The organism is Amycolatopsis sp. NPDC050768 (assembly GCF_040654155.1).
Lineage (GTDB): Bacteria > Actinomycetota > Actinomycetes > Mycobacteriales > Pseudonocardiaceae > Amycolatopsis.
In genome coordinates, this window is record NZ_JBFAHL010000017.1 from 123,026 (window position 1) to 145,151 (window position 22,126).

20 protein-coding genes and 1 pseudogene are annotated in these 22,126 nt (G+C 71.8%); 13 read left to right on the plus strand and 8 right to left on the minus strand.

The features are described from left to right. Positions 1-46: 46 nt before the first annotated feature. The 3 genes and pseudogenes from AB0H62_RS38090 to AB0H62_RS38100 all read right to left on the minus strand — a co-directional run bounded on the left by AB0H62_RS38090 (position 47) and on the right by AB0H62_RS38100 (position 1,786). On the minus strand, positions 47-487 hold the full coding sequence (locus AB0H62_RS38090) for a hypothetical protein (protein ID WP_220238399.1): 441 nt from the start codon (positions 485-487) through the stop codon (positions 47-49). Next, positions 487-1,028: pseudogene (locus AB0H62_RS38095) on the minus strand (sigma-70 family RNA polymerase sigma factor). The gene AB0H62_RS38090 and the pseudogene AB0H62_RS38095 overlap by 1 nt, the downstream one beginning before the upstream one ends. Beyond that, positions 1,028-1,786 carry a pyrimidine reductase family protein gene (locus tag AB0H62_RS38100; RefSeq protein WP_255637700.1) on the minus strand — a complete coding sequence of 253 codons (759 nt, stop codon included), beginning with the start codon at positions 1,784-1,786 and terminating at the stop codon, positions 1,028-1,030. The pseudogene AB0H62_RS38095 and the gene AB0H62_RS38100 overlap by 1 nt, the downstream one beginning before the upstream one ends. Before the next feature lie 103 nt (positions 1,787-1,889). On the opposite strand from AB0H62_RS38100, the gene zapE reads away from it, so the two are divergent. After that, on the plus strand, positions 1,890-2,912 hold the full coding sequence (gene zapE / locus AB0H62_RS38105; RefSeq protein WP_360591525.1) for a cell division protein ZapE: 1,023 nt from the start codon (positions 1,890-1,892) through the stop codon (positions 2,910-2,912). Here zapE and AB0H62_RS38110 read toward each other — a convergent pair. Then, complete coding sequence (locus AB0H62_RS38110; protein ID WP_360591527.1) at positions 2,875-3,450, minus strand: phosphatase PAP2 family protein; 576 nt, start codon at positions 3,448-3,450, stop codon at positions 2,875-2,877. The two genes, zapE and AB0H62_RS38110, sit on opposite strands and share 38 nt — an antisense overlap. A gap of 102 nt (positions 3,451-3,552) precedes the next feature. On the opposite strand from AB0H62_RS38110, the gene AB0H62_RS38115 reads away from it, so the two are divergent. Continuing rightward, on the plus strand, positions 3,553-4,434 hold the full coding sequence (locus AB0H62_RS38115; RefSeq protein ID WP_220238402.1) for an FAD-dependent oxidoreductase: 882 nt from the start codon (positions 3,553-3,555) through the stop codon (positions 4,432-4,434). Between the two features lie 24 nt (positions 4,435-4,458). On the opposite strand, the gene AB0H62_RS38120 is transcribed toward AB0H62_RS38115, so the two are convergent. After that, complete coding sequence (locus tag AB0H62_RS38120; RefSeq protein ID WP_360591530.1) at positions 4,459-5,037, minus strand: helix-turn-helix domain-containing protein; 579 nt, start codon at positions 5,035-5,037, stop codon at positions 4,459-4,461. A gap of 126 nt (positions 5,038-5,163) precedes the next feature. On the opposite strand from AB0H62_RS38120, the gene AB0H62_RS38125 reads away from it, so the two are divergent. Further along, complete coding sequence (locus AB0H62_RS38125) at positions 5,164-5,898, plus strand: SDR family oxidoreductase (RefSeq protein ID WP_220238404.1); 735 nt, start codon at positions 5,164-5,166, stop codon at positions 5,896-5,898. 24 nt (positions 5,899-5,922) lie between these two features. Continuing rightward, positions 5,923-6,546 carry an NAD(P)-binding domain-containing protein gene (locus tag AB0H62_RS38130; RefSeq protein ID WP_360591532.1) on the plus strand — a complete coding sequence of 208 codons (624 nt, stop codon included), beginning with the start codon at positions 5,923-5,925 and terminating at the stop codon, positions 6,544-6,546. Positions 6,547-6,648: 102 nt separating this feature from the next. Here AB0H62_RS38130 and AB0H62_RS38135 read toward each other — a convergent pair whose 3' ends face one another. Next, positions 6,649-8,004, minus strand: a complete 1,356-nt coding sequence (locus AB0H62_RS38135) for a DUF2252 domain-containing protein (protein WP_220238406.1) — start codon at positions 8,002-8,004, stop codon at positions 6,649-6,651. Between the two features lie 45 nt (positions 8,005-8,049). Then, the gene (gene rocD, locus AB0H62_RS38140) at positions 8,050-9,285 is read right to left on the minus strand and encodes an ornithine--oxo-acid transaminase (RefSeq protein ID WP_220238407.1); all 1,236 of its coding nucleotides are present in this window, start codon (positions 9,283-9,285) and stop codon (positions 8,050-8,052) included. A gap of 144 nt (positions 9,286-9,429) precedes the next feature. On the opposite strand from rocD, the gene AB0H62_RS38145 reads away from it, so the two are divergent. The 9 genes from AB0H62_RS38145 (at position 9,430) to AB0H62_RS38185 (ending at position 20,553) form a co-directional block, all read left to right on the plus strand. Continuing rightward, positions 9,430-9,762 carry a metalloregulator ArsR/SmtB family transcription factor gene (locus AB0H62_RS38145; protein ID WP_220238408.1) on the plus strand — a complete coding sequence of 111 codons (333 nt, stop codon included), beginning with the start codon at positions 9,430-9,432 and terminating at the stop codon, positions 9,760-9,762. Next, on the plus strand, positions 9,759-10,226 hold the full coding sequence (locus AB0H62_RS38150; protein ID WP_360591535.1) for an SRPBCC family protein: 468 nt from the start codon (positions 9,759-9,761) through the stop codon (positions 10,224-10,226). Before AB0H62_RS38145 ends, AB0H62_RS38150 begins: the two co-directional genes overlap by 4 nt. A gap of 15 nt (positions 10,227-10,241) precedes the next feature. Continuing rightward, on the plus strand, positions 10,242-11,093 hold the full coding sequence (locus AB0H62_RS38155; RefSeq protein WP_220238410.1) for a PPK2 family polyphosphate kinase: 852 nt from the start codon (positions 10,242-10,244) through the stop codon (positions 11,091-11,093). A 20-nt stretch (positions 11,094-11,113) separates the two neighbouring features. Continuing rightward, positions 11,114-13,225, plus strand: coding sequence for a prolyl oligopeptidase family serine peptidase (locus AB0H62_RS38160; protein WP_360591537.1), 2,112 nt, complete (start codon positions 11,114-11,116; stop codon positions 13,223-13,225). Continuing rightward, positions 13,222-14,175, plus strand: coding sequence for an LLM class F420-dependent oxidoreductase (locus AB0H62_RS38165; RefSeq protein ID WP_220238412.1), 954 nt, complete (start codon positions 13,222-13,224; stop codon positions 14,173-14,175). The genes AB0H62_RS38160 and AB0H62_RS38165 overlap by 4 nt, the downstream gene beginning before the upstream one ends. Positions 14,176-14,700: 525 nt before the next feature. After that, positions 14,701-16,146, plus strand: a complete 1,446-nt coding sequence (locus AB0H62_RS38170; RefSeq protein ID WP_220238413.1) for an aminotransferase class V-fold PLP-dependent enzyme — start codon at positions 14,701-14,703, stop codon at positions 16,144-16,146. Beyond that, entirely contained in the window at positions 16,143-17,453 is a 1,311-nt protein-coding gene (locus tag AB0H62_RS38175; RefSeq protein WP_220238414.1) for a SidA/IucD/PvdA family monooxygenase, read from the plus strand. Before AB0H62_RS38170 ends, AB0H62_RS38175 begins: the two co-directional genes overlap by 4 nt. Next, on the plus strand, positions 17,450-19,243 hold the full coding sequence (locus tag AB0H62_RS38180) for an IucA/IucC family protein (protein ID WP_360591540.1): 1,794 nt from the start codon (positions 17,450-17,452) through the stop codon (positions 19,241-19,243). The genes AB0H62_RS38175 and AB0H62_RS38180 overlap by 4 nt, the downstream gene beginning before the upstream one ends. Continuing rightward, positions 19,240-20,553: a glutamine synthetase family protein gene (locus AB0H62_RS38185; protein ID WP_220247515.1), complete on the plus strand. Its 1,314-nt coding sequence runs from the start codon at positions 19,240-19,242 to the stop codon at positions 20,551-20,553. The genes AB0H62_RS38180 and AB0H62_RS38185 overlap by 4 nt, the downstream gene beginning before the upstream one ends. Before the next feature lie 58 nt (positions 20,554-20,611). On the opposite strand, the gene AB0H62_RS38190 is transcribed toward AB0H62_RS38185, so the two are convergent. Next, positions 20,612-22,006 carry an FAD-binding oxidoreductase gene (locus AB0H62_RS38190; protein ID WP_360591541.1) on the minus strand — a complete coding sequence of 465 codons (1,395 nt, stop codon included), beginning with the start codon at positions 22,004-22,006 and terminating at the stop codon, positions 20,612-20,614. Positions 22,007-22,126: the final 120 nt, after the last annotated feature.

Here is a 22,126-nt window from a genome sequence, read left to right on the forward strand (position 1 = left end):
GTCGACCGCGCGGGGTTGCTCCGCTTGGCCGGTGAGCGCTGGTTGTTCAGCCGGGACGCACGTCGACGACGTGGACGTTGACCCGCGGCGGCCGAGCTCGCAGCAGCCGGGTGAGCTCCGCGGTCAGGCAGTGCTGCAGCACACGCGCGGCTTCGTCGGCGATCACGCCGAACCGGATCGTGGCCAGGATCTGCAGCTCGCCGTCGGCCAGGGCGACGGCGGAAACCGTGACGCCGTCGACGTCTTCGGCTTGATCGGTGGCCACGGTGCGGGCCAAGCGGACCAGCGCGGCTTCCGAAACGGTCAGCACGCCGTCGTCGCACGGCAGCTGGAGCGGCGGGCCCTGGCGGACGGCGGTCAGCGAGCGGAGCACGCGGCCGACCAGGCCGGGCGGCGTCGCGACGTGACGGCGGGCGGCGGCACGCACGAGGTCCCAGCGAGGATCCCGTTCGGGGTCCTCCGGGCCGCCGGCGCCCTCGTCCGTCATCACCGCTCCCTCAGCTGGCCGAGCAGCGCCACCCTGGCCCGGTGCAGGCGCGAGCGCAAGGCCGGGACGCCGACTTCGAGCACTTCGGCCACTTCTTCATAGCTGAGGCCTCGAGTTCGCGCAGCACGAGCGGTACGCGCTGCGCCACGTCGAGCCGGGCGATCGCCCGCAGCACGGCGTCCACCTGCTCGGCGTGCACGACCTGGCGTTCGGGCGTGCCGTCGGCGACGAGGTCCGGTGCCTCGGCGATCGACACGCTTTCGATCGACACGGTGGGGCGGTGGCGGCGCAGCAGATCGAGGGCGCCGTTGGTGACCACGCGGTAGAGCCACGTGGACACCGCCGACTCGTGCCGGAACGTCGCGAGGGACCGCCACGCGGCCAGCCACGCCTCCTGCACCACGTCCTCGGCCTCGGCCGGGCTGCCGGTGATGCGCAGCGCGACGCGGTACATCATCGGCGTGTGCCGGCGCACCAGCGTGTCGAACGCGGCGTGGTCACCCGCCGCCGCGGCCGCGACGAGCGCCTCGCTGTCGGCCATCAGCCGCGGCCCCGCCGGTAGCGCAGCAGCGTGAAGCCGTCGTCCACGAGGATCGACGCGAGCTCCATCCGGCGCGGCGGCCGCGCGGCCGGTCCCGCCGCGATCCGGCTCGCGTCGCCGCCGACGAGCAGCGGGGCGACGGTGAGGCAAAGCTGGTCGACGAGGTCGGCCGCGATCATCGCCGCGAACAACCCGGGCCCACCTTCGCAGTCCACGCGCCGCAGGCCGCGTTCGGCCAGCATCGCCAGTGCTCTCGGCAGATCCACGTCTTCGTCACCGGCCACGAGCACGTCGGCTCCGGCCTCCCGCACCGCAGCGGTGTCGGCGCGCGAAGTGGTGACGACCAACGGCGGCACGCGCGTGTCGGTGAACAGCGGGCCCGCCGGGTCGAGTGAACCCGTCCGCGTGACGACGGCGATGGGCGGCGCCGGCGCCAGACCCAGCCGCGCGCGCCGGGCCGAGCGCACCGCGTTGGTCCGGGCGCCGCGGTAGTTCTCGGCGCGCGCGGTGCCGCCGCCGACGAGGATCACGTCGGCGAGGTCGCGCGCGAGCAGGAACACACGGCGGTCGGCCGGGTGCGAAAGGCCCTTCGACAGCTCGTCCACGGCTACCGCGCCGTCGGCCGACGCCACGAAGTTGACCTGCACGAACGGGCCGGCCAGGTCGGTCAGGTCTTCGGGGTAGCCGTAGACGCGCTCCAGATCCTCGTCGGACAAGGGCCCGGTCCCGCCCGGTGATGGTGGCCACACGCTCCGCACGTCCGCTATCCCAGCACGGGCACCGACCCCGCCCCGACCGGGGGATACGCGGGTGCGGACACCCGGACCGCCCGCGCGCGGGGCCTGGTTAGGCTCTGCAGCCATGCCCGCAGCTGCCCTGACGGACCGGTTTCCCGAGCTCGGGGCCGACGAGCTGATCTCCTCGCTGGTGCCGCCGCCGCGGTTCGGCGAGGCCCGGTTCTCCACGTACCTGCCGAACCCCGACGAGCCGAGCCAGGCCGCCGCCGTGAAGTCGTGTTCGGCGTTCGCCGGGCGCATCGGGGACCGGCCGGCGAAGAAGTCGCGGCTGCGTTCGCTCTTCGGCGGCGGCGAGGCGGCCCCGGCCGGGCCGATGGGCCTCTACCTCGACGGCGGGTTCGGGGTGGGCAAGACCCACCTGCTCGCGTCGGCGTGGCACGACGCGCCTTCGCCCAAGGCGTACGGCACCTTCGTGGAGCTCACGCACCTGGTCGGCGCGCTCGGGTTCGCCGAGGCCGTGCGGCGGCTGTCGGAGCACCGGCTGCTGGCGATCGACGAGTTCGAGCTCGACGACCCCGGCGACACCACGCTCGTGAGCCGGCTGCTGCAGGAGCTCACCGACGCGGGCGTGTACATCGCCGCGACGTCCAACACGTTGCCCGACAAGCTCGGCGAGGGCCGCTTCGCCGCCGAGGACTTCCTGCGTGAGATCCAGGCGCTCTCCCGTCGCTTCGAAGTGGTTCGCGTGGACGGACCGGACTATCGCCACCGCGGCCTGCCCGACGCGCCGCCGCCGGTGAGCGACGAGGAGCTCGACGCGTCGGCCGCCGCGCACGAGGGGTCCACTGTGGACGAGTTCGACGCGCTCGTGGCGCACCTGGCCAAGCTGCACCCGTCGCGCTACGGCAAGCTGCTCGACGGAGTGCGGCGCGTGCACCTCAAGCACGTGACGCCGGCGCCGGACCAGAACGTGGGGCTGCGGCTCGTGGCGTTCGCCGACCGGCTCTACGACCGCGCGATCCCCGTCGTGGTGTCGGGCGTGCCGCTGCCGGAGCTGTTCACCGAGGAGATGGTGAACGGCGGCTACCGCAAGAAGTACCTGCGGGCGGTCAGCCGGCTGACGGCGCTGGCACGCGACGCGGTGTGACGGCGCGCAGCCCGGTCACCACGGCGGTGGCGAAGAACGTGCCGCCGACGATGTCCGTGAGGTAGTGGTAGCCGAGGCCGATCATGCCGATCGCCGCGCAGCACAGGAGAACCACGCTGACCACGACGGTGACCACCTTCGGCTTTGCCAGCAGGATCAGCACCACGAGCACGGTCACCAGGCTCACCGTGTGGCCGCTGGGGTAGACGAGGATGTCGTTCTTCCAGCGGTCGAACAGCGGCTTGAGCACCCAGGTGTTGAGCGCGAGGGCGAGCGCCGGGCCCGCGACGGCCAGCAGCGCGTCCGTGCGGCGGCGCAGGTAGAGGCAGGTGCCGGCGATGACCACGATGGCCGGGATCAGCACGTACGGCTCGGTCGGCAGCACTAGCACGTTCAGTGTGGTGTGGCTCAGGCCGGCGATCGCTTGCGCGGCGCTCGCGTCGAGTGCGCCGGGGGAGTGCCCGCCCGCGTAGACGAGTCCCAGTGCGACGGTCACCAGCGCGCCGAGCACGGCGACGAGCGCCAGAATGCGGCTCACGGTTTCTCCCCTCCCCGGAGCGAGCCTACGCGGATGGCGGGTGGCGCCGATGGCCCGGCTTCGGCCACGATCACGGGCGGGAGCACGAGCGGAGGGAGCGGCATGCGGATCACCGTGACCGGCGGCGGGGTCGTCGGGCTGAGCTGCGCGTACCGGCTGGCCGAGGCGGGCCACAGCGTGACGGTCGTGACGGCGGGCAAACCGGCGGAGACGACGTCGGCCGTGGCGGGCGGGCTGATCTACCCGCCGGTGGTGCGGCCGGACGAGCGCGTGGTGCGCTGGACCGAGACCACCGTCGGCGTGTACCGCTCGCTGCTCGCCGCGCCCGGGATCCGGTTCCTGCCGGGCTGGATCCGCGTCCCGGAAGACGTGCCCGACCCGCGCTGGCTCACCGCGATGACCGACGTGTCACGCGAGGGCTCGGTGCTCGCCTTCACCACGGCGCTCGTGGACACGCCGGTGTACCTGACGTGGCTGGCCGAGCAGGTTGCCGCGCTGGGCGTGCGGACCGAGTACCGCACGGTCACCTCGCTGGCCGACCTCGACGCCGACGTGGTCGTGAACGCCACCGGCCTCGCCGGCGGCACCCTCGCGGGCGACGACACGCTCGTCCCGGTGCGTGGCCAGGTCGTGCACCTCGCCGACCCGGGGCTCACGTCGTGGTCGGTCGAAGAGGCCGACGGCGACCTGACGTACGTGATCCCGCACGGCCGCCACGTCGTGTGCGGTGGCACCGAGGAGATCGGCCGCAACGACCTCGAGCCGGACTCCGCCGTGGCGGCCGCGATCGTGCGCCGGTCCCGGGAGCTGGAGCCGCGGCTGGCCGACGCCGCCGTGCTCGGCACGCGCGTGGGGCTGCGGCCGGGGCGGCCGAGCGTGCGGCTGGAACGCATCGGCGACGTCGTCCACTGCTACGGCCACGGCGGCGCGGGGATCACGCTGGCGTGGGGCTGCGCGGAGGATGTGGCTTCGCTGGTCGCCTAACGCGGGCAACTTGGACTTCTACCGTCATCGCCGGGCTGCCGCGGGGATGGCGTTGTCGATGAGGACGGCAGCGATGGCGGTGGCGGCGGTGAACACGTCGGTGTTGAGGACTCGGGTGCGGGCTGCGGCGCCGTCCAGGAGCAGCGCCAGTTGCTCGCCGAGTTGTTCGGGGTTGGTGGCGCCGGCCTCTCGGGCGGTTTCGGTGAGCCGAGCGGCAAAGGCTTTCTTGTAGTCGCTGGCGTACACGCGTGCCGGGTGGCCCGGGTCGGGGATTTCGACAGCCGCCTGGATGAATGGGCACAGGGGTGCGTGCACGTCGAACACGGCAAGGAGTCGTTCGCGAGGCGTGAGGTCGGTGCGGTCGAACACTTCGGGCAGGATGTCGGGATCAAATCGGTGCAGGCATTCGGCGATCAGCTCGTCCTTGCCGGCGAAGTGCTGGTAGAGCGTGCGTTTGGATACCTCAGCCACCGCGCAGAGCTGGTCCATGCCGGTGCAGTTGATGCCCTGATCTCGGAACAGTTGTTGTGACGCGCTGAGGATGCGCTCTCGTGCGCCCCTGCCGCGGCGTAGGCCCCGCGGCCCTTTCTCCAAATCTGTCACACGCCCAGCGTAGCCCACCTGGGTACCGATCGGTGTGCATAGCTTGCGCCCTGCGCGTCGGTTCGATACGTTAAGTACGCAGATCGGTGTACATAACATCGGCAGGGCAAGTGAAATGGAGTGGTTGTGGGAAAGCTCGATGGCAAGGTAGCGGTGATCACCGGCGGATCCACCGGCATGGCACTGGCCGGCGCCAAGCTGTTCGTCGAGCAAGGAGCTCACGTCTTCATCCAGGCTCGGCGGCAGGAAGCATTGGACGACGCCGTCAAGCTGATCGGCCGCAACGTCACCGCCGTGCAGGGTGACGCAGCCGACCTGGACGACCTGGACCGCTTGTACGACACCGTCAAGCGGGAAAAGGGCTCGATCGACGTGTTGTGGGCCAGCGCCGGGACGGGCGAACCCGCCGTCCTCGGCGAGATCACCGAGGAACAGTTCCACCGCGCCTTCTGGCTCAACGCGCGCGGCACCCTGTTCACCGTCCAGAAGGCACTGCCACTGATCAACGACAACGGGTCGATCTTCATGACCGGATCCAACGCCTCACTCGGCGCCTTCCCCGGCTGGAGCCTCTACGCGGGAAGCAAAGCCGTCCAGCAGGCCTGGGCCCGCGTCTGGCTCAACGAACTGCGCGACCGCAAGATTCGGGTCAACGTCCTGACCCCCGGCCAGGTCGCCACCGCCAAACAGGAAGAACTGTTCGACGAGGCCACCAAGGCCGCATTCGAGTCCCTCATCCCCCGCGGAGAGATGGGCCGCCCGGAAGAGATCGCCACCGTCGCCCTGTTCCTCGCCTCCGACGACTCCAGCTACGTGAACGGCCTGGAACTCGTTACCGACGGCGGCGCCACCGCCATCTGACCCACACAGAAGAGAGCACACCTCATGAGCAGCATCACCCTCATCGGTACGGGAAACATGGCCCGTACCATCGGCACGCTCGCGGTGGCGGGCGGCAACACCGTCGAGGTGATCGGCCGCGACGCGGCCAAATCCGCGGCCCTGGCCAAGACACTCGGCGGCGGCGCCACGGCCGGGACATTCGGTGCCGCCCCGGCCGGCGACATCGTCATCCTCGCGGTGCTGTCCGACGGCGCCGTGCCTGTCGTCCGCGAGTTCCGGGACGCGCTGGCCGGCAAGATCATCGTCGACATCACCAACCCCTTCAACGCCACCGGCACCGGGCTGGCCGTCCCCCATAACACCTCCATCGCCCAAAGCGTGGCCGAGGCCGCGCCCGCCAGCGCCCATGTCGTGAAGGCGTTCAACACCCTTTTCCGCCACGTCCTGGCCCAAGGCGGCCCCGTGGACGTGTTCATGGCCGGCGACGATGTGCAGGCCAAGGCGAGCGTGTCAACGTTCATCGAGAGCCTCGGACTGCGCCCGCGGGACACCGGCGACCTGAGCATGGCCCACTGGGTGGAGGGAGCGGGCGTGTTGACGATGGGCTTGGCCCGCTACGGCGTGGGGAACTTCGACTTCTCCCTCGGCATCAACAACCTCGGCTGAGCTGCCGCCATCCGGCACGCGTATACGCCCACAACCACCACGCCGCCCTCTGCCTCGCCGCGGCCCTCCGCCGGCTCGACACCGGCATTGGCCGGTTCCGCCTCAGCCGGTGAACTCCGCGTGGTCAGCCTCCGTCTGATCGGCGTAACGCAGGGCGTACGCCCCGATCGCCTCGTCCAAGTCCTCGTCGTCGGCGAAATACCCGGCGAGCAGTTGGGGGTGCAGCGAGCGCGTGTGGGCGCGGGCGAGCAGGGCGCCGGCGAGGCGGCCGTAGTCGTCGAGGTGGTTCTCGCGCAGGGCGGCCGGGTCGATGGCGCCCTTGAGGTTGCGGAACTGGCGGACCACGAAGGGGATGCCGTCGATCGTCGTCCAGCCCAGGAGGATGTCGGTCTCGGCCTGGACGAGGCGGGCGCCGTCGACGATGCGGCGGCCTTCGTGGTCGGCGGGGGAGACGCCGAGGTAGGGCGCCAGCGCCGAAGGCTGCGCCTGTTTCACTTGCAACACCAGGTCTTCGTCCTCGTTGCCGTGCAGCAGCACGACGTAGCTGCGCAGCCCGACGCTGCCCGTGCCGACCACGCGGAACGCGACGTCGGCCACGCGGTAGCGAGACACGAGCGTGCGCCGCGACTCGCGCAGGGTGTCCACATAGGACGCCAGCCCGGCCACGACCGAGGCGGCCGTCGTGTCGTCGACGTGGGTGAGCACCGGCGGGTCCTCGACGAACCGGTGGCGCGCCAGGCCGGTCTCGTGGTCGTCGACGTGGCGGGTCCACTTGGCCACCACCTTGGCGCTGGTGTTGCGGCGCGCCTTCTCCTCGGCTTCGGCGAAGTCGTCGATCAGCTCGTCGGCCCGCGCCCGCGACACGGCCGACGCGTCGGGCAGCGCGTTCCACGACTGCAGGAACGGCAGCTGCGCCAGCGCGCGGATCGTGCGCCGATAGGACTTCACCGCATCCTCCGCGGCTTCGCGGCAAGCCGCCTCGCCGATCCCGCCCTCGCGCCCGGCGAGCACGAGGCTGGCCGACAGCCGTTTGAGGTCCCACTCCCACGGCCCGGGCGCGGTTTCGTCGAAGTCGTTGACGTCCATGACGATCCGGCCCTCGGGCGTGCCGTACAGCCCGAAATTGGCCGCGTGCGCGTCACCGCACAGCTGCGCCGTCAGCCCCGACGACGGCGAACCCGCGAGGTCCGCCGCCATCAATCCGGCCGCCCCGCGGAAGAACGTGAACGGCGACGCCGCCATCCGCTCGCGCCGCAGCTCCACCAGCTCGGGCAGCCGCCCCGAGTTGCTCGCCGCGAAGTACTCCTGCACGCCCGGCCGGCCCGCGCCCTCCGCCGCGTGGTCGTGCGCGTCGACCGGCGCCCGCGCCCGCAGCTGCTTGCCGCGGGCGTACAGCTGCGCCGGGTCGACGTCGTCCGTGCCGACCAGCGGTCGTTCCACCCAGTCCCCTCGTCCCATACCGGACTCAACGAGCAAACCGGGCGAAACGCTCCCGCGAGCGGACTACCCGCGCACCACCTGGGCGATCGCGTCGATGCCACGGTCCAGCTCCTCGCGGCTGATCACCAGCGGGGGAGCGATGCGCAGCGTGTGGTCGTGCGTCTCCTTGCACAGCACGCCCAGCCCGGCGAGCGCCTCGGAAGCAGCCCGGCCCGCAGGGCCGCCCGGAGCGATGTCCACGCCCGCCCACAGACCGCGGCCGCGAACCGTCGACAGGCCGTGGCCGACCAAGGCCGACAGCCGTTCATGCAGGTGCGCGCCGAGTTCGATGGAACGCTGCTGGTACTCCCCGGTCTGCAAAAGCCGCACCACGGCGCGGCCGACGGCGCAGGCCACCGGGTTCCCGCCGAACGTCGAGCCGTGCTCGCCCGGCTTCAGCACACCCAGCACGTCGCGGCTGCCGACCACGGCGGACACGGGCAGGATGCCGCCGCCGAGGGCCTTGCCGAGGGTGTAGACGTCGGCGCGCACGCCCTCGTGGTCCAGGGCCAGCACGGTGCCCGTCCGGGCGAGGCCCGACTGGATCTCGTCGGCGATGAGCAGCACGCCGTTCTCGTCGCAGGCGCGGCGCACGTCGGCGAAGTAGCCGGCCGGCGGCACGATCACGCCGGCCTCGCCCTGCACCGGTTCCAGCAGGACCGCGGCCGTGCGCGGGGTGATGGCGGCGCGCAGGGCGGCCGCGTCGCCGTAGGGGACCGTGACGAAGCCCGGCGTGAACGGGCCGAAGCCGGCGCGCGCGGTCTCGTCGGTGGAGAACGAGACGATCGTGGTGGTGCGGCCGTGGAAGTTCGAGCCGGCGACCACGATCTCGGCCGTGCCGTCGGGCACGCCCTTGACCTGGTGCGCCCACTTGCGCGCCACCTTCACCGCCGACTCCACGGCCTCGGCGCCGGAGTTCATCGGCAGCACCATCTCGGTGCCGGTCAGCTCGGCGAGCTCGCGGCAGAACAGCCCGAGCTGGTCGTGGTGGAACGCGCGCGAGGTCAGCGTGACCCGGCCCAGCTGCTCCACGGCCGCGGCGATCAGGGCGGGGTGGCGGTGGCCGAAGTTCAGGGCGGAGTAACCGGACAGGAAGTCGAGGTAGCGCTTGCCCTCGACGTCGGTCACCGTCGCACCCTCGGCTTCGGTGATCACGACGGGCAGCGGGTGGTAGTTGTGCGTGCTCCACCGCTCGTCGAGCTCGATGAAGCCGTCGGCGGAGGCAGGGATGGCGGTCTCCCGACCGGCGAGCGTTGTCATGCGTTCAGGCTAGATCCAACTGGCGGGGACTTCAGCCGGGAAACGTTGCTTTCACCCGGCGTTCGTTGCGCAGTCAGGCGGTTCGACCGGCGAATCGATGCGTGGCATTGACGGCCGTCATTGGTAAGCTGTAACTTACCGTTCGTGGCGACTTACGGAAGCAACCAGCTCTCCGCCCTCGCCGACCCGTCGCGGCGCGCGATCTTCGAAGCGCTGCGCGACGGGCCGCGCGCGGTGGGGGAGCTGGCCGCGACGTTGCCGATCAGCCGTCCGGCGGTCTCGCAGCACCTGAAGGTGCTCAAGGAGGCGGGCCTGGTCGTCGACCAGGCGGCCGGGACGAAACGGCTGTACCGGCTTCGCCCCGAAGGGATCGCCGCGCTGCGCGCCTACCTCGACGAGATGTGGTCGGACGCGCTGAGTTCGTTCGCGAAGCAAGCTGAAGCCACCGCCCCCAAGCGAGGAAGCGAAGAGCCATGACACTCGAACCGATCCGCAAGACGATCACCGTCGCCTGCTCGCGCGAGCACGCGTTCAAGGTCTACACCGAGGGTTTCGACAGCTGGTGGCCCCGCGAGCACCATCTGGGCGAGGGCTCGCTCGCCGAGGTGGTCCTCGAATCGGGAGAAGGTGGACGCTGGTACGAGCGGCTCACCGACGGGTCCGAGTGCGTGTGGGGCCACGTGCTCGTCTGGGAGCCACCCGGCCGAGTGGTTCTGTCGTGGCAGATCGACGGGGACTGGAAGATCGATCCGGACCCGACACGCGCGAGCGAGATCGAGGTTGTTTTCACCGAGGAGGGGCCCGGGACCACGCGAGTCGAGGTCGAACACCGCGCGTTCGAGCGGCACGGCGCCACCGCCGAGAAGGTCCGCGACGGCGTGAACACCGAGGGCGGCTGGAACGGACTGCTGAAGCTCTTCGCCGCGAAGGCCGCTTCCTGAGGTTATCGTCGCCGGATGGCGAAGAACGACAACGGGACCCGGGTCCGCGACGCGCTCCGTGCCACGGCGGAGCTGCCGGATCCGGGGTCCTCACCCGTCGGGCCGGGCAAGAAGGGCAAGGGCGAGAAGAAACTCGCCACCGCCGGCGAGCGGCTCGACGCCTTGCAGGAGGCGCTGTATGCCGAGGGCACGAGCGGCGGCGGCCGCAGCGTGTTGCTCGTGCTGCAGGGCATGGACACCTCCGGCAAGGGCGGCACCGTCCGGCACGTGCTGGGCCTGGTGAACCCGATGGGCGTGCGCTACAAGGGCTTCAAGGTGCCCACCCCCGCCGAACGCCGCCACGATTTCCTGTGGCGCATCCGCAGGGAGCTGCCGGCGTCGGGCCAGATCGGCGTGTTCGACCGGTCGCACTACGAGGACGTGCTCGTGCCCCGCGTGTCCGGTCTGCTGACCGCGGCCGAGCGGCGCAGCCGGATCTCGCAGATCAACGCGTTCGAGGAAGAGGTCGTGGCGGGTGGCACCACGATCGTCAAGGTGTTCCTGCACATCTCGCCCGAGGAGCAGCTGCGCCGGCTCGTCTCGCGGCTGGAACGGCCGGAGAAGATCTGGAAGTTCGCGCCGTCCGACGTCGAGGCCCGCGGCCGCTGGGACGCCTACGCGCAGGCGTACGCCGACCTGCTCGCGCGCACGTCCACCGAGCACGCGCCGTGGTACGTCGTGCCGGCCGACCGCAAGTGGTACCGCAACTGGGCTGTCGCCGAGCTGCTGATCGAGACGATGACGGAGATGGCGCCGCAGTTCCCGGAGCCGCACTTCGACGTCGGCGAGCAGCTGGCGATGCTGAAGGGTGATGGCGTGCCGGCCTGATCGTCTGGAAGAGTGCGGGCGTGACCGACTCTGCTCTCGACGACGTTCCGTTCCTCCGCCGCCAGGCCCGCACGCAGCGCTTCACCCTCGGCGCCCCCAAGCAGTTCCGCGTGGCCCCGGACGGCTCGCGCGTGCTGTTCCTGCGCAGCGAGACGGGCACGGACCCGCGGCACAGCCTGTGGTCGCTCGATCTCGCGAGCGGTGACGAGTCCAAGCTCGTCGACGCCGCAGAGCTGCTGCCCGGCGAGGAGGACCTGCCGCCGGAGGAGCGGGCGCGGCGCGAGCGCGCGCGGGAGACCGGCGGCGGCGTGGTCGCCTACGGCGTGGACGACGCGTTCACCGTCGTCACCTTCACGTTGTCCGGCAAGCTCTACACGCTCGACCTGGCCACCGGCGCGACCGCGGTGCTCGTCGACGGCTCGGTCGTCGACCCGCGGCCCAATCCGACGGGCACGCACGTCGCCTACGTCCGCGACCGCCGCCTGCGCATGATCGAGCTGGCCACGGGTACCGACCGCGCGCTCGTCGGGGAAGACGGTGACGACATCGCGTGGGGCCTCGCGGAGTTCATCGCCGCCGAGGAGATGGACCGCACGCGCGGCTACTGGTGGGCGCCGGACGGGCAGAGCCTCATCGCCGAGCGCTCCGACCGCGGCCCCGTGCCGCGCTGGACCATCGGCGACCCCGCGAACCCGGACCACCCGGCCAACGTCGTGGCCTACCCGTCGGCGGGCTCGCCCAACGCCGTGGTGTCGCTCGCGGTGCTCGGCCTGGACGGCAGCCGCGTCGACGTCGAGCGCGGCGACTGGGAGTACCTGGTCACGGTGCACTGGTCGGCCGGCGGCGCGCCGCTGCTCGCGGTGCAGCCGCGCGACCAGAAGCGTCTCACCGTGCTGGCGCTCGACCCGGCCGACGGCTCCGTGAGCGAGCTGCACACCGAGTCCGACGAGCACTGGGTCGACATCGTCCAGGGCGTGCCGGCGTGGACTTCCGACGGCCGGCTCGTCACCGCCAGCGCGGCTGACGGCGATCACCGGCTCGTGGTGGCGGGGGAGCCCGCCACTCCGCCGGGGACGCAGCTGCGCGCGGTGCTGCACGCGGGCGAGCAGGTGCTCTTCACCGCGTCGGAGGCCGACTCCACGCAGATCCACGTCTACCGCACAGGCTCCGGCGGCGTGCAGCGGCTGTCCACTCAGGACGGCGTGCACGGCGGCTCCGGCAGCGCGGAGTTGACCGTGCTCACGGAGTGGAGCCTCGCGCACAGTGGCCCGGTGGTCACCGTCCTGCGCGACGGCACCGAGGTCGGTCGGATCTCGTCGTCCACTGTGGACCCCGAGATCGACCCGAACCTCAGCTGGCTCACGCTGGGGGAGCGCGGCCTGCGCGCCGCCTTGGTGCTCCCGCGCGGCTACGAACCCAGTGAGGGCAAGCTGCCCGTGCTCCTCGACCCGTACGGCGGCCCGCACGCCCAGCGCGTGCTCCAGAGCCGCAACGCTTTCCTCACCCCGCAGTGGCTCGCCGACCAGGGCTTCGCCGTGCTCGTCACCGACGGCCGCGGCTCGCCCGGCCGCGGCCCGGCCTGGGAGCGGGAGATCGCGGGCAAGCTCGCCGACGTCACCCTCGCCGACCAGGTCGACGCCCTGCACGCCGCCGCGGCCGACCACCCGGAGCTGGACCTCGAACGCGTCGCCATCCGCGGCTGGTCCTACGGCGGTTATCTTTCGGCCCTCGCCGTGCTCCGCCGCCCGGACGTCTTCCACGCCGCCGTCGCCGGCGCGCCCGTCACCGACTGGGCCCTCTACGACACGCACTACACCGAGCGCTACCTGGGCACACCGCAGGACGCCCCCGCGGTCTACGAGCACAACTCCTTGATCGCCGACGCCGGCGAGCTGTCCCGCGCCCTGCTCATCGTCCACGGCCTCGCCGACGACAACGTCTTCCCGGCGCACTCCCTGCGCCTGTCCGGCGCGCTGCTGGCGAAGGGCCGCCCCCACGTCTTCCTTCCGTTGGCCGGGGCGACCCACATGACCCCGCAGGCCGAGGAGGTCGCGGAAAACCTGATGCGCACGCAGGTCGACTGGATCCTGCGTGAGCTCGCCGCCGTCACCGTCGACAAGGAGAACGCATGAACCGGTGGGGCCTGACCATCCCGCTCACGGGGGTGCCGCTGCTCGAGCACCGCGCCCTCGTGGAACAACTGCCCGACCTGGGCTACACCGACGCGTGGACGGCCGAAACCGCCGGCACCGACGCCTTCACCCCGCTGGTGCTGGCTTCGCAGTGGGCCCCGCAGCTACGCCTCGGCACCGCCATCGTGCCCGTGTATACGCGCGGCCCCGGCCTCCTCGCCATGAGCGCCTCGACCCTCGCCGAACTCGCCCCGGGCCGCTTCGTCCTCGGCATCGGCGCCTCCTCCCCGGTCATCGTCGAAGGCTGGAACGGCGCAGAGTTCAAGGACCCCTTCGCCCGCACCCGCGACACCCTGCACTTCCTCCGCAGCGCCCTGGCCGGCGAGAAGGTCACCGAGTCCTACGAGACCTTCTCCGTCAACAAGTTCCGCCTCGAACGCGCCCCCGACCCCGCCCCGTCGGTCATGCTCGCCGCCCTCCGCCCCGGCATGCTCCGCCTAGCCGCGGCGGAAGCGGATGGCGCCATCACCAACTGGCTGGCCGCCACCGACGTCCCCCAGATACGCAAGGTCATCGGCCCCGACGTCGAACTCGCCGCCCGCATCTTCGTCTGCCCCACCGAAGACAAAGACGCCGCCCGCGCCCTGGGCCGCATGATGATCTCCAGCTACCTCACCGTCCCCGTCTACGCCAAATTCCACGACTGGCTGGGCCGCGGCGACGCCCTCGCCCCCATGCACACCGCCTGGGCCGCCGGCGACCGCAAAAAAGCCAACGAAGTCATCCCCGACTCCGTCGTCGACTCCCTGGTCATCCACGGCAGCGTCGACTCCTGCCGCGACCAGATCCAGTCCTATGTGGACAACGGCCTCACTACCCCCATCATCGCCCTCCTCCCCACCGGCAACGACCCCTTCGACCTAGCCAAGGGCCTGGCCCCGAAGCGCTGACCCCCGCACCACCCAAACGCCCCAATGCGGCATCCGTTGCACCCACTGCACCGAGCGCCACATTGGGGCGCTTTTGTCACCCCTCAACCCCCACCCGGCAACGCAACTCGCCCACACCCCAGCTCCCCGCGCTCTTGCCTCTACCCAACCCCCACCCGGCCACGCAACTCACCGCCCCACCCAACCTCCCGCGCTCTTGCCCTCGGCAACTCCCACCCGGCAACGCAACCCACGAACTCCCCAACCCCTCCCCGCATCCTTCCCCCGCCCGGCCCCCCGATCTCTACCGTCGTGACAATCAAAAATCGGGGTGCCCATCTCCGCCCGAAAACCGGCAATGGTGCGCTCCGCGCGCCGAGCCGTCCCCAAACCGCCCTCCGACCCCCCCAATCGGCCGACGCAACAACCCCACCCGCCCCACCATCCTGAACACGCAGGAACACAGAGGACCCACCCCGTCCTCTACCACTGGGTATCCGTATTGTTGCATAGGGTAGGCAAGGTTACCCTAAGAAAGGCGGCTCCATGGGTGGAGATTCAGCGACCTGGCTGGCCGGCGGTCGCGACGGCGCAGCACACCTCACCGAACTCCTCCCCATCGCCGTCCACGGCATGGCAACAGGCATCACCGAACGCAACGGCCCCATCCCCTCCGGCGGCCCCGCCACCGTCGCCGCTTCCCTGGCCGCCTCCGGCGGCACCCAACACCTCCCCAAAACCGGCATCGGCGCCGAACAAGCCCTCCACCACTACTCAACCCTCCTAGCCGCCGGCACCGCCGACCCGTCAGACCCGGCCTGCGCCGCCCACCTCCACTGCCCCCCACTGGCCGTCTCCGTCGCAGCAGACGTAGTAGCCGCAGCCATGAACCCCTCCATGGACTCCTGGGACCAAGCCCCCATGGCCAGCGAACTCGAAGCAGAATTCCTCACCGGCATCGCCCACCTCTGCTTCCCCAACACCCCGACCGCCGACGCAGTAGTCACCTCCGGCGGCACCGAATCCAACCTCCTCGGCCTCCTCCTGGCGAGAGAATCCACGGCAGGAACCATCCGCCCAGTCTGCGGTGCGAACTCCCACCACAGCGTCGCCCGCGCCGCTTGGCTCCTCGGCCTCCCCGCGCCCGTCGTCGTCCGCTGCCAAGACGACCGCATGATCCCCGCCGCCCTCGCAGAAGCCCTGGCCCCCCTCGGCGCCTCCGCCGTAGTGGTCGCCACGGCCGGCACCACCAACACCGGCCGCATCGACCCCCTCGAGGAAATCGCCCGCATCTGCCGCCTCTCCGGCGCCCGCCTCCATGTCGACGCGGCCTACGGCGGTTTGCTCCTCTGCAGCGAATCCCTCGCCCCCCGCGTCGCCGGCCTGGAACTGGCCGACTCCGTCGCCCTCGACATGCACAAGTTCGGCTGGCAACCCGTCGCCGCAGGCCTCTTCGGCGCGAGAAACGCGGCAGATCTCTCCGCACTGACCGTCCGCGCCGAGTACCTCAACGCCGACGACGACACCGAAGCCGGTCTGCCCGACCTGCTCGGCCGCTCGATCCGCACCTCCCGCCGCCCCGACGCGTTCCGCATGGCCGTGACCGTCCGCGCGCTCGGCACCGAAGGCCTCGGCGCCCTCGTCGAACGCTGCTGCGCCACCGCGACCGAGGTCAACGAGCTGGTGGAACGCCACCCGGCGCTGCAGTCGTGGGGCAAACCGGAGCTGTCCACGGTTGTCTTCCGCCCGCGCGGCGCCGACGACGACCTCGTCGCCCGCGTCCGCCGCACACTGCTGGAAGCCGGCACGGCCGTGATCGGCCGCGGCGCCCTGCCGACCGGCCCGGACGGCGCCTCGCAGCTGTGGCTCAAGCTCACTCTGCTGCACCCGCACACCACCGCCGAGGACTACGTCGCCCTCCTCGACCAGGTCGTCGCCACGGCCGCGGCCGAGCGCGCAGTGACCGCACCGCAAAGCCCGGTCGCCTCGTGAAGCGCTTCGACCTCGCGGGCGTGGGGATCGGGCCGTTCAACCTGTCGCTCGCCGCACTGGCCGACCCGCTCGACCAGCTCGACGTGGTGCTCTTCGACGCGCGCCCGGAGTTCCGCTGGCACCCCGGGCTGCTGGTCGACGGCGCGACGCTGCAGGTCCCGTTCCTCGCCGACCTCGTGTCGCTCGTCGACCCCACCAGCCGGCACTCGTTCCTCAACTACCTGCGCGAACGCGGCCGCCTGCTGCCGTTCTACTTCGCCGAGCGCTTCCACCCGCCGCGCGCGGAGTACGACGACTACGGCCGCTGGGCCGCCGCCCGCCTGACCGCGTGCCGCTTCGGCCACGAGGTCACCGGCCTTCGCTGGGTGGCGGCGGAAGAGGCGTTCGAGCTGAGCGTGTCGGGCACTGAGCCGGTGCTGGCGTCGTCGGTCGTGCTCGGCGTCGGGACCCGGCCGAGCGTGCCTGAGCCGTTGCGGGACCTCGTCGCGGCGCCGGACGTGCTCGCGCTGCATTCGGCCGACTACCTCACCCACCGCGCCGAGCTGCTGGCCGCGGAGACGGTGACCGTGGTCGGGTCGGGACAGTCGGGCGCGGAGGTGTTCCTCGACCTGCTGCGCTCGCGGTCCACTGTGGACGGCCTGCGCTGGCTCGCGCGCACGCCCGCGTTCGCCCCGATGGAGTATTCGAAGCTGGGGCTGGAGCAGTTCACGCCGGACTACACGGCCTACTTCCACGGCCTGCCCGCGGCGGCACGCGACCGGCTGCTGCCGTCGCAATGGCAGCTGTACAAGGGGATCGACACGGAGACCATCGCCGCGATCCACGACGAGCTCTACCGCCGCAGCATCAGCGGCGGCTGGCCCGGCGCGGCGCTCACGCCGGGCGTCGAGGTCGTCTCGGCCACGGCCGGCGAAGGCGGGATCGAGCTGGGCCTGCGCCACGCCGAGCAGGGGAGCGCCGCCACGCACCGCACGGCGGCCCTCGTCTCCGCGACCGGTTACGCGGAAACGCCGACGGCTCCGTTGCTCCGGGAGCTCGACGTGCGCCGCGACGACCGCGGCCGCCTCGTCGTCGGCGCCGACCACCGCCTGGAGCTGGGCGGCGGCGTCACCGGCGCGGTGTTCGTGCAGAACGCCGAGCGCCACACCCACGGCCCCGGCGCACCCGACCTCGGCCTCGGCGCCTGGCGCGCCGCGGCGATCCTCAACGCGGTGTGCGGAAAGGCCGTCTACGACCTGCCCGACCGCACCGCGTTCACCACGTTCGGCCTGAACAACACAGGATCAGAAACCACGGAGGAGCAGTGACCCTGACCGATGCCGCCGCCTGGCGGGCCGCGGGCTCGCTCGTGACGCACAAGATGCTCGGCGAGCTGTCCTACGAGGCGATGCTGCGCCCGCGGCCCGGCGAACCGACCCGCGACGGCCACCGCACCTGGCTGCTCGACCTCCCCGGCGACGTCTCGTACCGCTTCGAGGCCCGCCGCGGCGCGTTCGAGTCGTGGACGGTCCTGCCGGGCAGCGCCGTCCGGCTCGCCGACGGCGCCGAAACGCCCGCCGACGACCCGCGCACCCTGGTCGTCGACGCGCGGGAGACCCTGGGCCTCACCGGGTTGCGCCTGGCCGACGTGCTCGCCGAGCTCACCGCCACCGTCACCAACGAGGCCGCCCGCCTGCGCCGCGCCCCGACCGCCGCCGAACTGACCACAATGGACTACAACCTCGCCGACGGTCACCTCACCGGCCACCCGCGGCTCGTGCTGAACAAGGGCCGCGTGGGGTTCTCCGCGCCTGACCGCGCCCGCTACGCGCCGGAGGCGGGCGAGGACGTCCGCCTGCGCTGGTACGCCGTGCACCGCGACCTGGCGCAGTTCCGCTCCGTCGCCGACCTCGACGCCGCCGCGCTGCTCCACCAGGAACTGGACGACGCCCAGCGTGAGGAGTTCACCACGCGGGTCGCCGCCGTCGGCGACCCGGCCGACTACGTGTGGGTGCCCGTGCACCCGTGGCAGGCCGACGAGATCCTCGGCACGCTGTACTCCGCAGAGCTGGCCACCGGGCGGATGATCGAGCTGGGGGAGAGCGCCGACGCCTACCGGCCGCACCAGACGGTGCGCACGCTCGCCAACCGCAGCCGCCCCGATCGCCACGACGTGAAAACCGCTGTGTCCGTGCGCAACACGCTGGTCTACCGCGGCCTGAACTCCGCGGCGACGCTGGCCGGGCCGTCGGTCACCGAATGGCTGCGGCGCGTCGACGCGGCCGACCCGCTGCTGTCGGAGAAGTACCGGTTCGCGCTGCTGGGCGAAGTGGCGAGCGTGTCCGTGCGCCACCCGCTGTTCGGCGCGCTCGAAGAGCTGCCCTACCGCTTCCACGAGACGCTCGGCGCGCTCTGGCGCGAGCCGCTCGTCGCGACGCTGGCCGAGGGCGAGCGCGCGATCTCGTTCGCCGCCTTGCCCTACCGCGACGCTTCGGGTGAGGCCGTGCTCACGCGGCTGATCACCCAGGCCGGCGACGGCGCCGAAGTGTGGCTGTCGTGGCTGTTCGACCTGCTGCTCACGCCGCTGCTGCAGTGGCTGCTGCGCTACGGCGTCGGGTTCTGCCCCCACGGCCAGAACCTCATCCTCGTCGTCGACGCCGACAGCCGGCCCGTGCGCGTGGCCATCAAGGACTTCGCCCAGGGCGTGGACCTGATGGACGAGGAACTGCCGTGTTACGCCGACCTCCCGCCCGAGGCCGACGCCGACATGCTCCGCTGGCCCGCCCACCTGCTCGCGCAGTCGCTGTTCAGCTCCGTGTTCTCCGGCCAGCTGCGGTTCTGGGCGGAGGTCCTACTCGACGACGTCGGCCTGGCGCGCGGCGACTTCTGGGCCCTGGTGCGCGAGGTCGTCGGCCGCTACCGCGACGAGAACCCCGACGTGGCCGAGCGCTTCGACGCGTGCCGGCTGTTCGCGCCGGACGTGGAGCGGGTCACGCTCAACCGCGAGCACTTCGCCGGGCAGGGCTTCGACAAGGTGGAGCGCGACGACGAGTTCGACGTCCGCTGGGGCCGGGTGCCCAACCCGTTGCACGCGCCGGATCCGGACGGCGCGTGGTGACGCCGTTCGACCGGCCCGTCGGCGCGCGCTCGCTCACCGTGCGCGCGGAGGCGGGCTCGGCCGCGGCGGCCGTGCTGCGGCACGTGCTGGCCGAGGAGGGCACGCGGCTGGTGCTGCTCGTGCCCGACCCGCACGCGCGGTTCGCAGCGGTGGAGCTGGAGGCGCCGTTCGCCGCGTCGGTGCTCGACGACGGCTACGGCGTGTGCAGCTACGTCTTCGCCTGGACCCCGGAGCGGGAACCGTTGCCGGACAACGGTTCGCTGAGCGCCTACCTCGGCGGGTTCGGCGACCTGCGCATGCGCGCAGACGCCGCGACGGCCGTGCCGCTGGGCGATCGCACTTGGGCCGTGGTGTGCGACGCCGAACTGCCCTCGGGCGAACCGGCGGGCCTCGCGCCGCGCACGGTGCTGCGGACGCAGCTGGCCGCGCTCGAGGAGTTCGGTCTGGTGCCGTCGGTGGGAATCGAGCACGAGGTCGTGTTCCGCGACGACTCCGGCACCCCGCTGACCGGCCACGGTGTGGACTACGCGGTGGGCGGCACCGAACGCCTGGCCCCGCTCTTGGCCGACCTGCGCTCGGCCGCCTCGGTCCTGGGCGTGGAGTCCGCCCGCGCCGAATGCCACCCCGGCCAGTACGAGGTGGTGCTGCGCCACCGTGACGCGCTCACCGCGTGCGACGACGCCCTGCTGCTCCAGCTGCTCACCCGCCGCGTCGCGACCCGGCACAACGCGAGCGCCGACTACCTCGCCGCTCCGGAGACCGGCCAGGGCAACTCGTGTCACGTTCACCTGTCACTGTCGACCCCGGACGGTCCGGCGGGTTTCCCGTTCGGCCTCGGCGCCTTCCTCGCGGGCGTGCTTCGCGACGCGCGAGCGCTGACCGCCGTATGGGCGCCGACGTGGAACAGCTACGTCCGCCTGCGCACCGCGTCGTTCTCCCCGCGCGTGCTGCGCTGGGGCCTGGACGACCGCACCGCCGCCGTCCGGCTCTGCGGCACCTCCGCGTCGCCGCGGCTGGAGTTCCGCTTCGCCGGCGCCGATGCCCAGCCGCACCTCGTCGTGGCCGCCCTGGTGGCGGCCGGTAACGCCGGCGTGGCCGACGGCCTGACGCCCCCGGACCCGGGCACGGTCGTCGGCGAACTCGCCCCGACGCCGTGGGAAGCGCTGGCGGAGCTGGAAAAGGGCCGCGTGAGCGAGCTGCTGGGGGAGGACGTCTCCACCCAGCAGCTCGCCTTGCTGCGTCAGGAACTCCACGCCGGGCTGGACGCCGTCACCGACTTCCAGCGCCGTCGCGGCTCCCTCCGTTCCTGACCGCCCAGTGCTGCGGTGCGGCCCCGACCGCCGCGCCGCAGCCACCCGGCCGGGCCGCTCACGAACCGGACGGCCGGATGTTCTGGTTGATGTGGAACAGGTTCTCCGGGTCGTACCGGTTCTTGACCTGCGCCAGCCGCTCGTAGTTGTCGCGGTAGGCGGCCTTCACGCGGTCGTCGCCCTCTTCCATCATGAAGTTGACGTACGCGCCGCCGGCCGAGGTCGGGTGCAACTCGGTCCAGTAGTCCTTCGTCCAGCGCGTGATCTTCTCCCGATTGTCGGGCGAGGGGTCGACGCCCACGATCACGCCGGACCAGCCACCGTCGCGGTAGGGGAACGCCGTGGCGTCGGCGGCGACACGGGCGGCGGCGCCGTCGATCGGGTACATGTGCATGGACGAGTGTCCGGTGGGCAGCAGATCCCCGTAGCGGCGATGGATCGCGATCGCCTCGTCGGAAATCTCCGTGGTGACGTCGGCGCGCCAGTACCACTGCAGCCCCGGCGGGTACAGCGCGTCGAACGCGGTTTGCAACACGTTGAAGGGCATCGGCTGCAGCCCCACGATGAGCGGGGAACCGAAGGAACGCACCGGCTCCAGCACCTCGTCGGCCCGGGCGTGAGGGCCCGTGTAGCACCAGACGATGCCGCAGGCCTTGCGGCCCCACAGCTCCTCCGGGAACGGCGGTGCCGGCGGGATGGTGAGCAGGCCGAACCAGCCGCTCAGCTCTTCGGGCAGCGACGGCAGCAGCTCGCGGTACCAGCGCAGCACGTCTTCGGTGTCCTCGATCGCGTACAGAACCGGGCCGCCGATGATCGTGCCGTACTCGCCGATGTCGTTGCAGCGGAAGGTGAACGACGTGACCACCCCGAAGTTCCCGCCGCCGCCGCGCAGCGCCCAGAACAGGTCCGGGTGCGACTTCTCGCTCGCGTGCACGAAGCTGCCGTCGGCGAGGACGACGTCGGCTGAGAGCAGGTTGTCCACAGTGAGCCCGAAGCGCCGCGCCAGGTAGCCGATCCCGCCGCCGAGGGTGAGCCCGCCGACACCGGTCGTGGAGAAGAACCCCGAAGGCGTGGCCATGCCGAAGGCGACTGTCGCATGATCGACGTCGCCCCACGTGCACCCGGCGTCGACGCGCACGGTGTGCGTCTCGGGGTCCACGGTCGTGCTGCGCATCGCCGAAAGGTCGATCACCAGTGCGTCGTCGGCGATACCGAGCCCGCCGGCGTTGTGCCCGCCGCCGCGCACGGCGAGGTCGATCCGGTTCTCCCGCGCGAAATTCACACACGTGACGACGTCCGCGGTATCCGCGCACCGGGCGATGGCGGCGGGGTGCTTGTCGATCATCCCGTTGTAGACGGCGCGCGCCTGGTCGTAGCCGTCGTCGCCGCGCGTCACGAGCTCGCCCCTCAGCGCGAGTGCCAGCTCGGGGAACGGTGCGGTGATGGTGGTCATGCGATTTCTCCCTGATGTGGAACGGCCTCCCGGTCGGGCTGCCTGCCCCACCGAAGTTAGGCACGGGGCGTTCGCGCAGCGTTCGGGTTCGCCGAGGGGCCCGTTCGCGGCGTTCGGGGC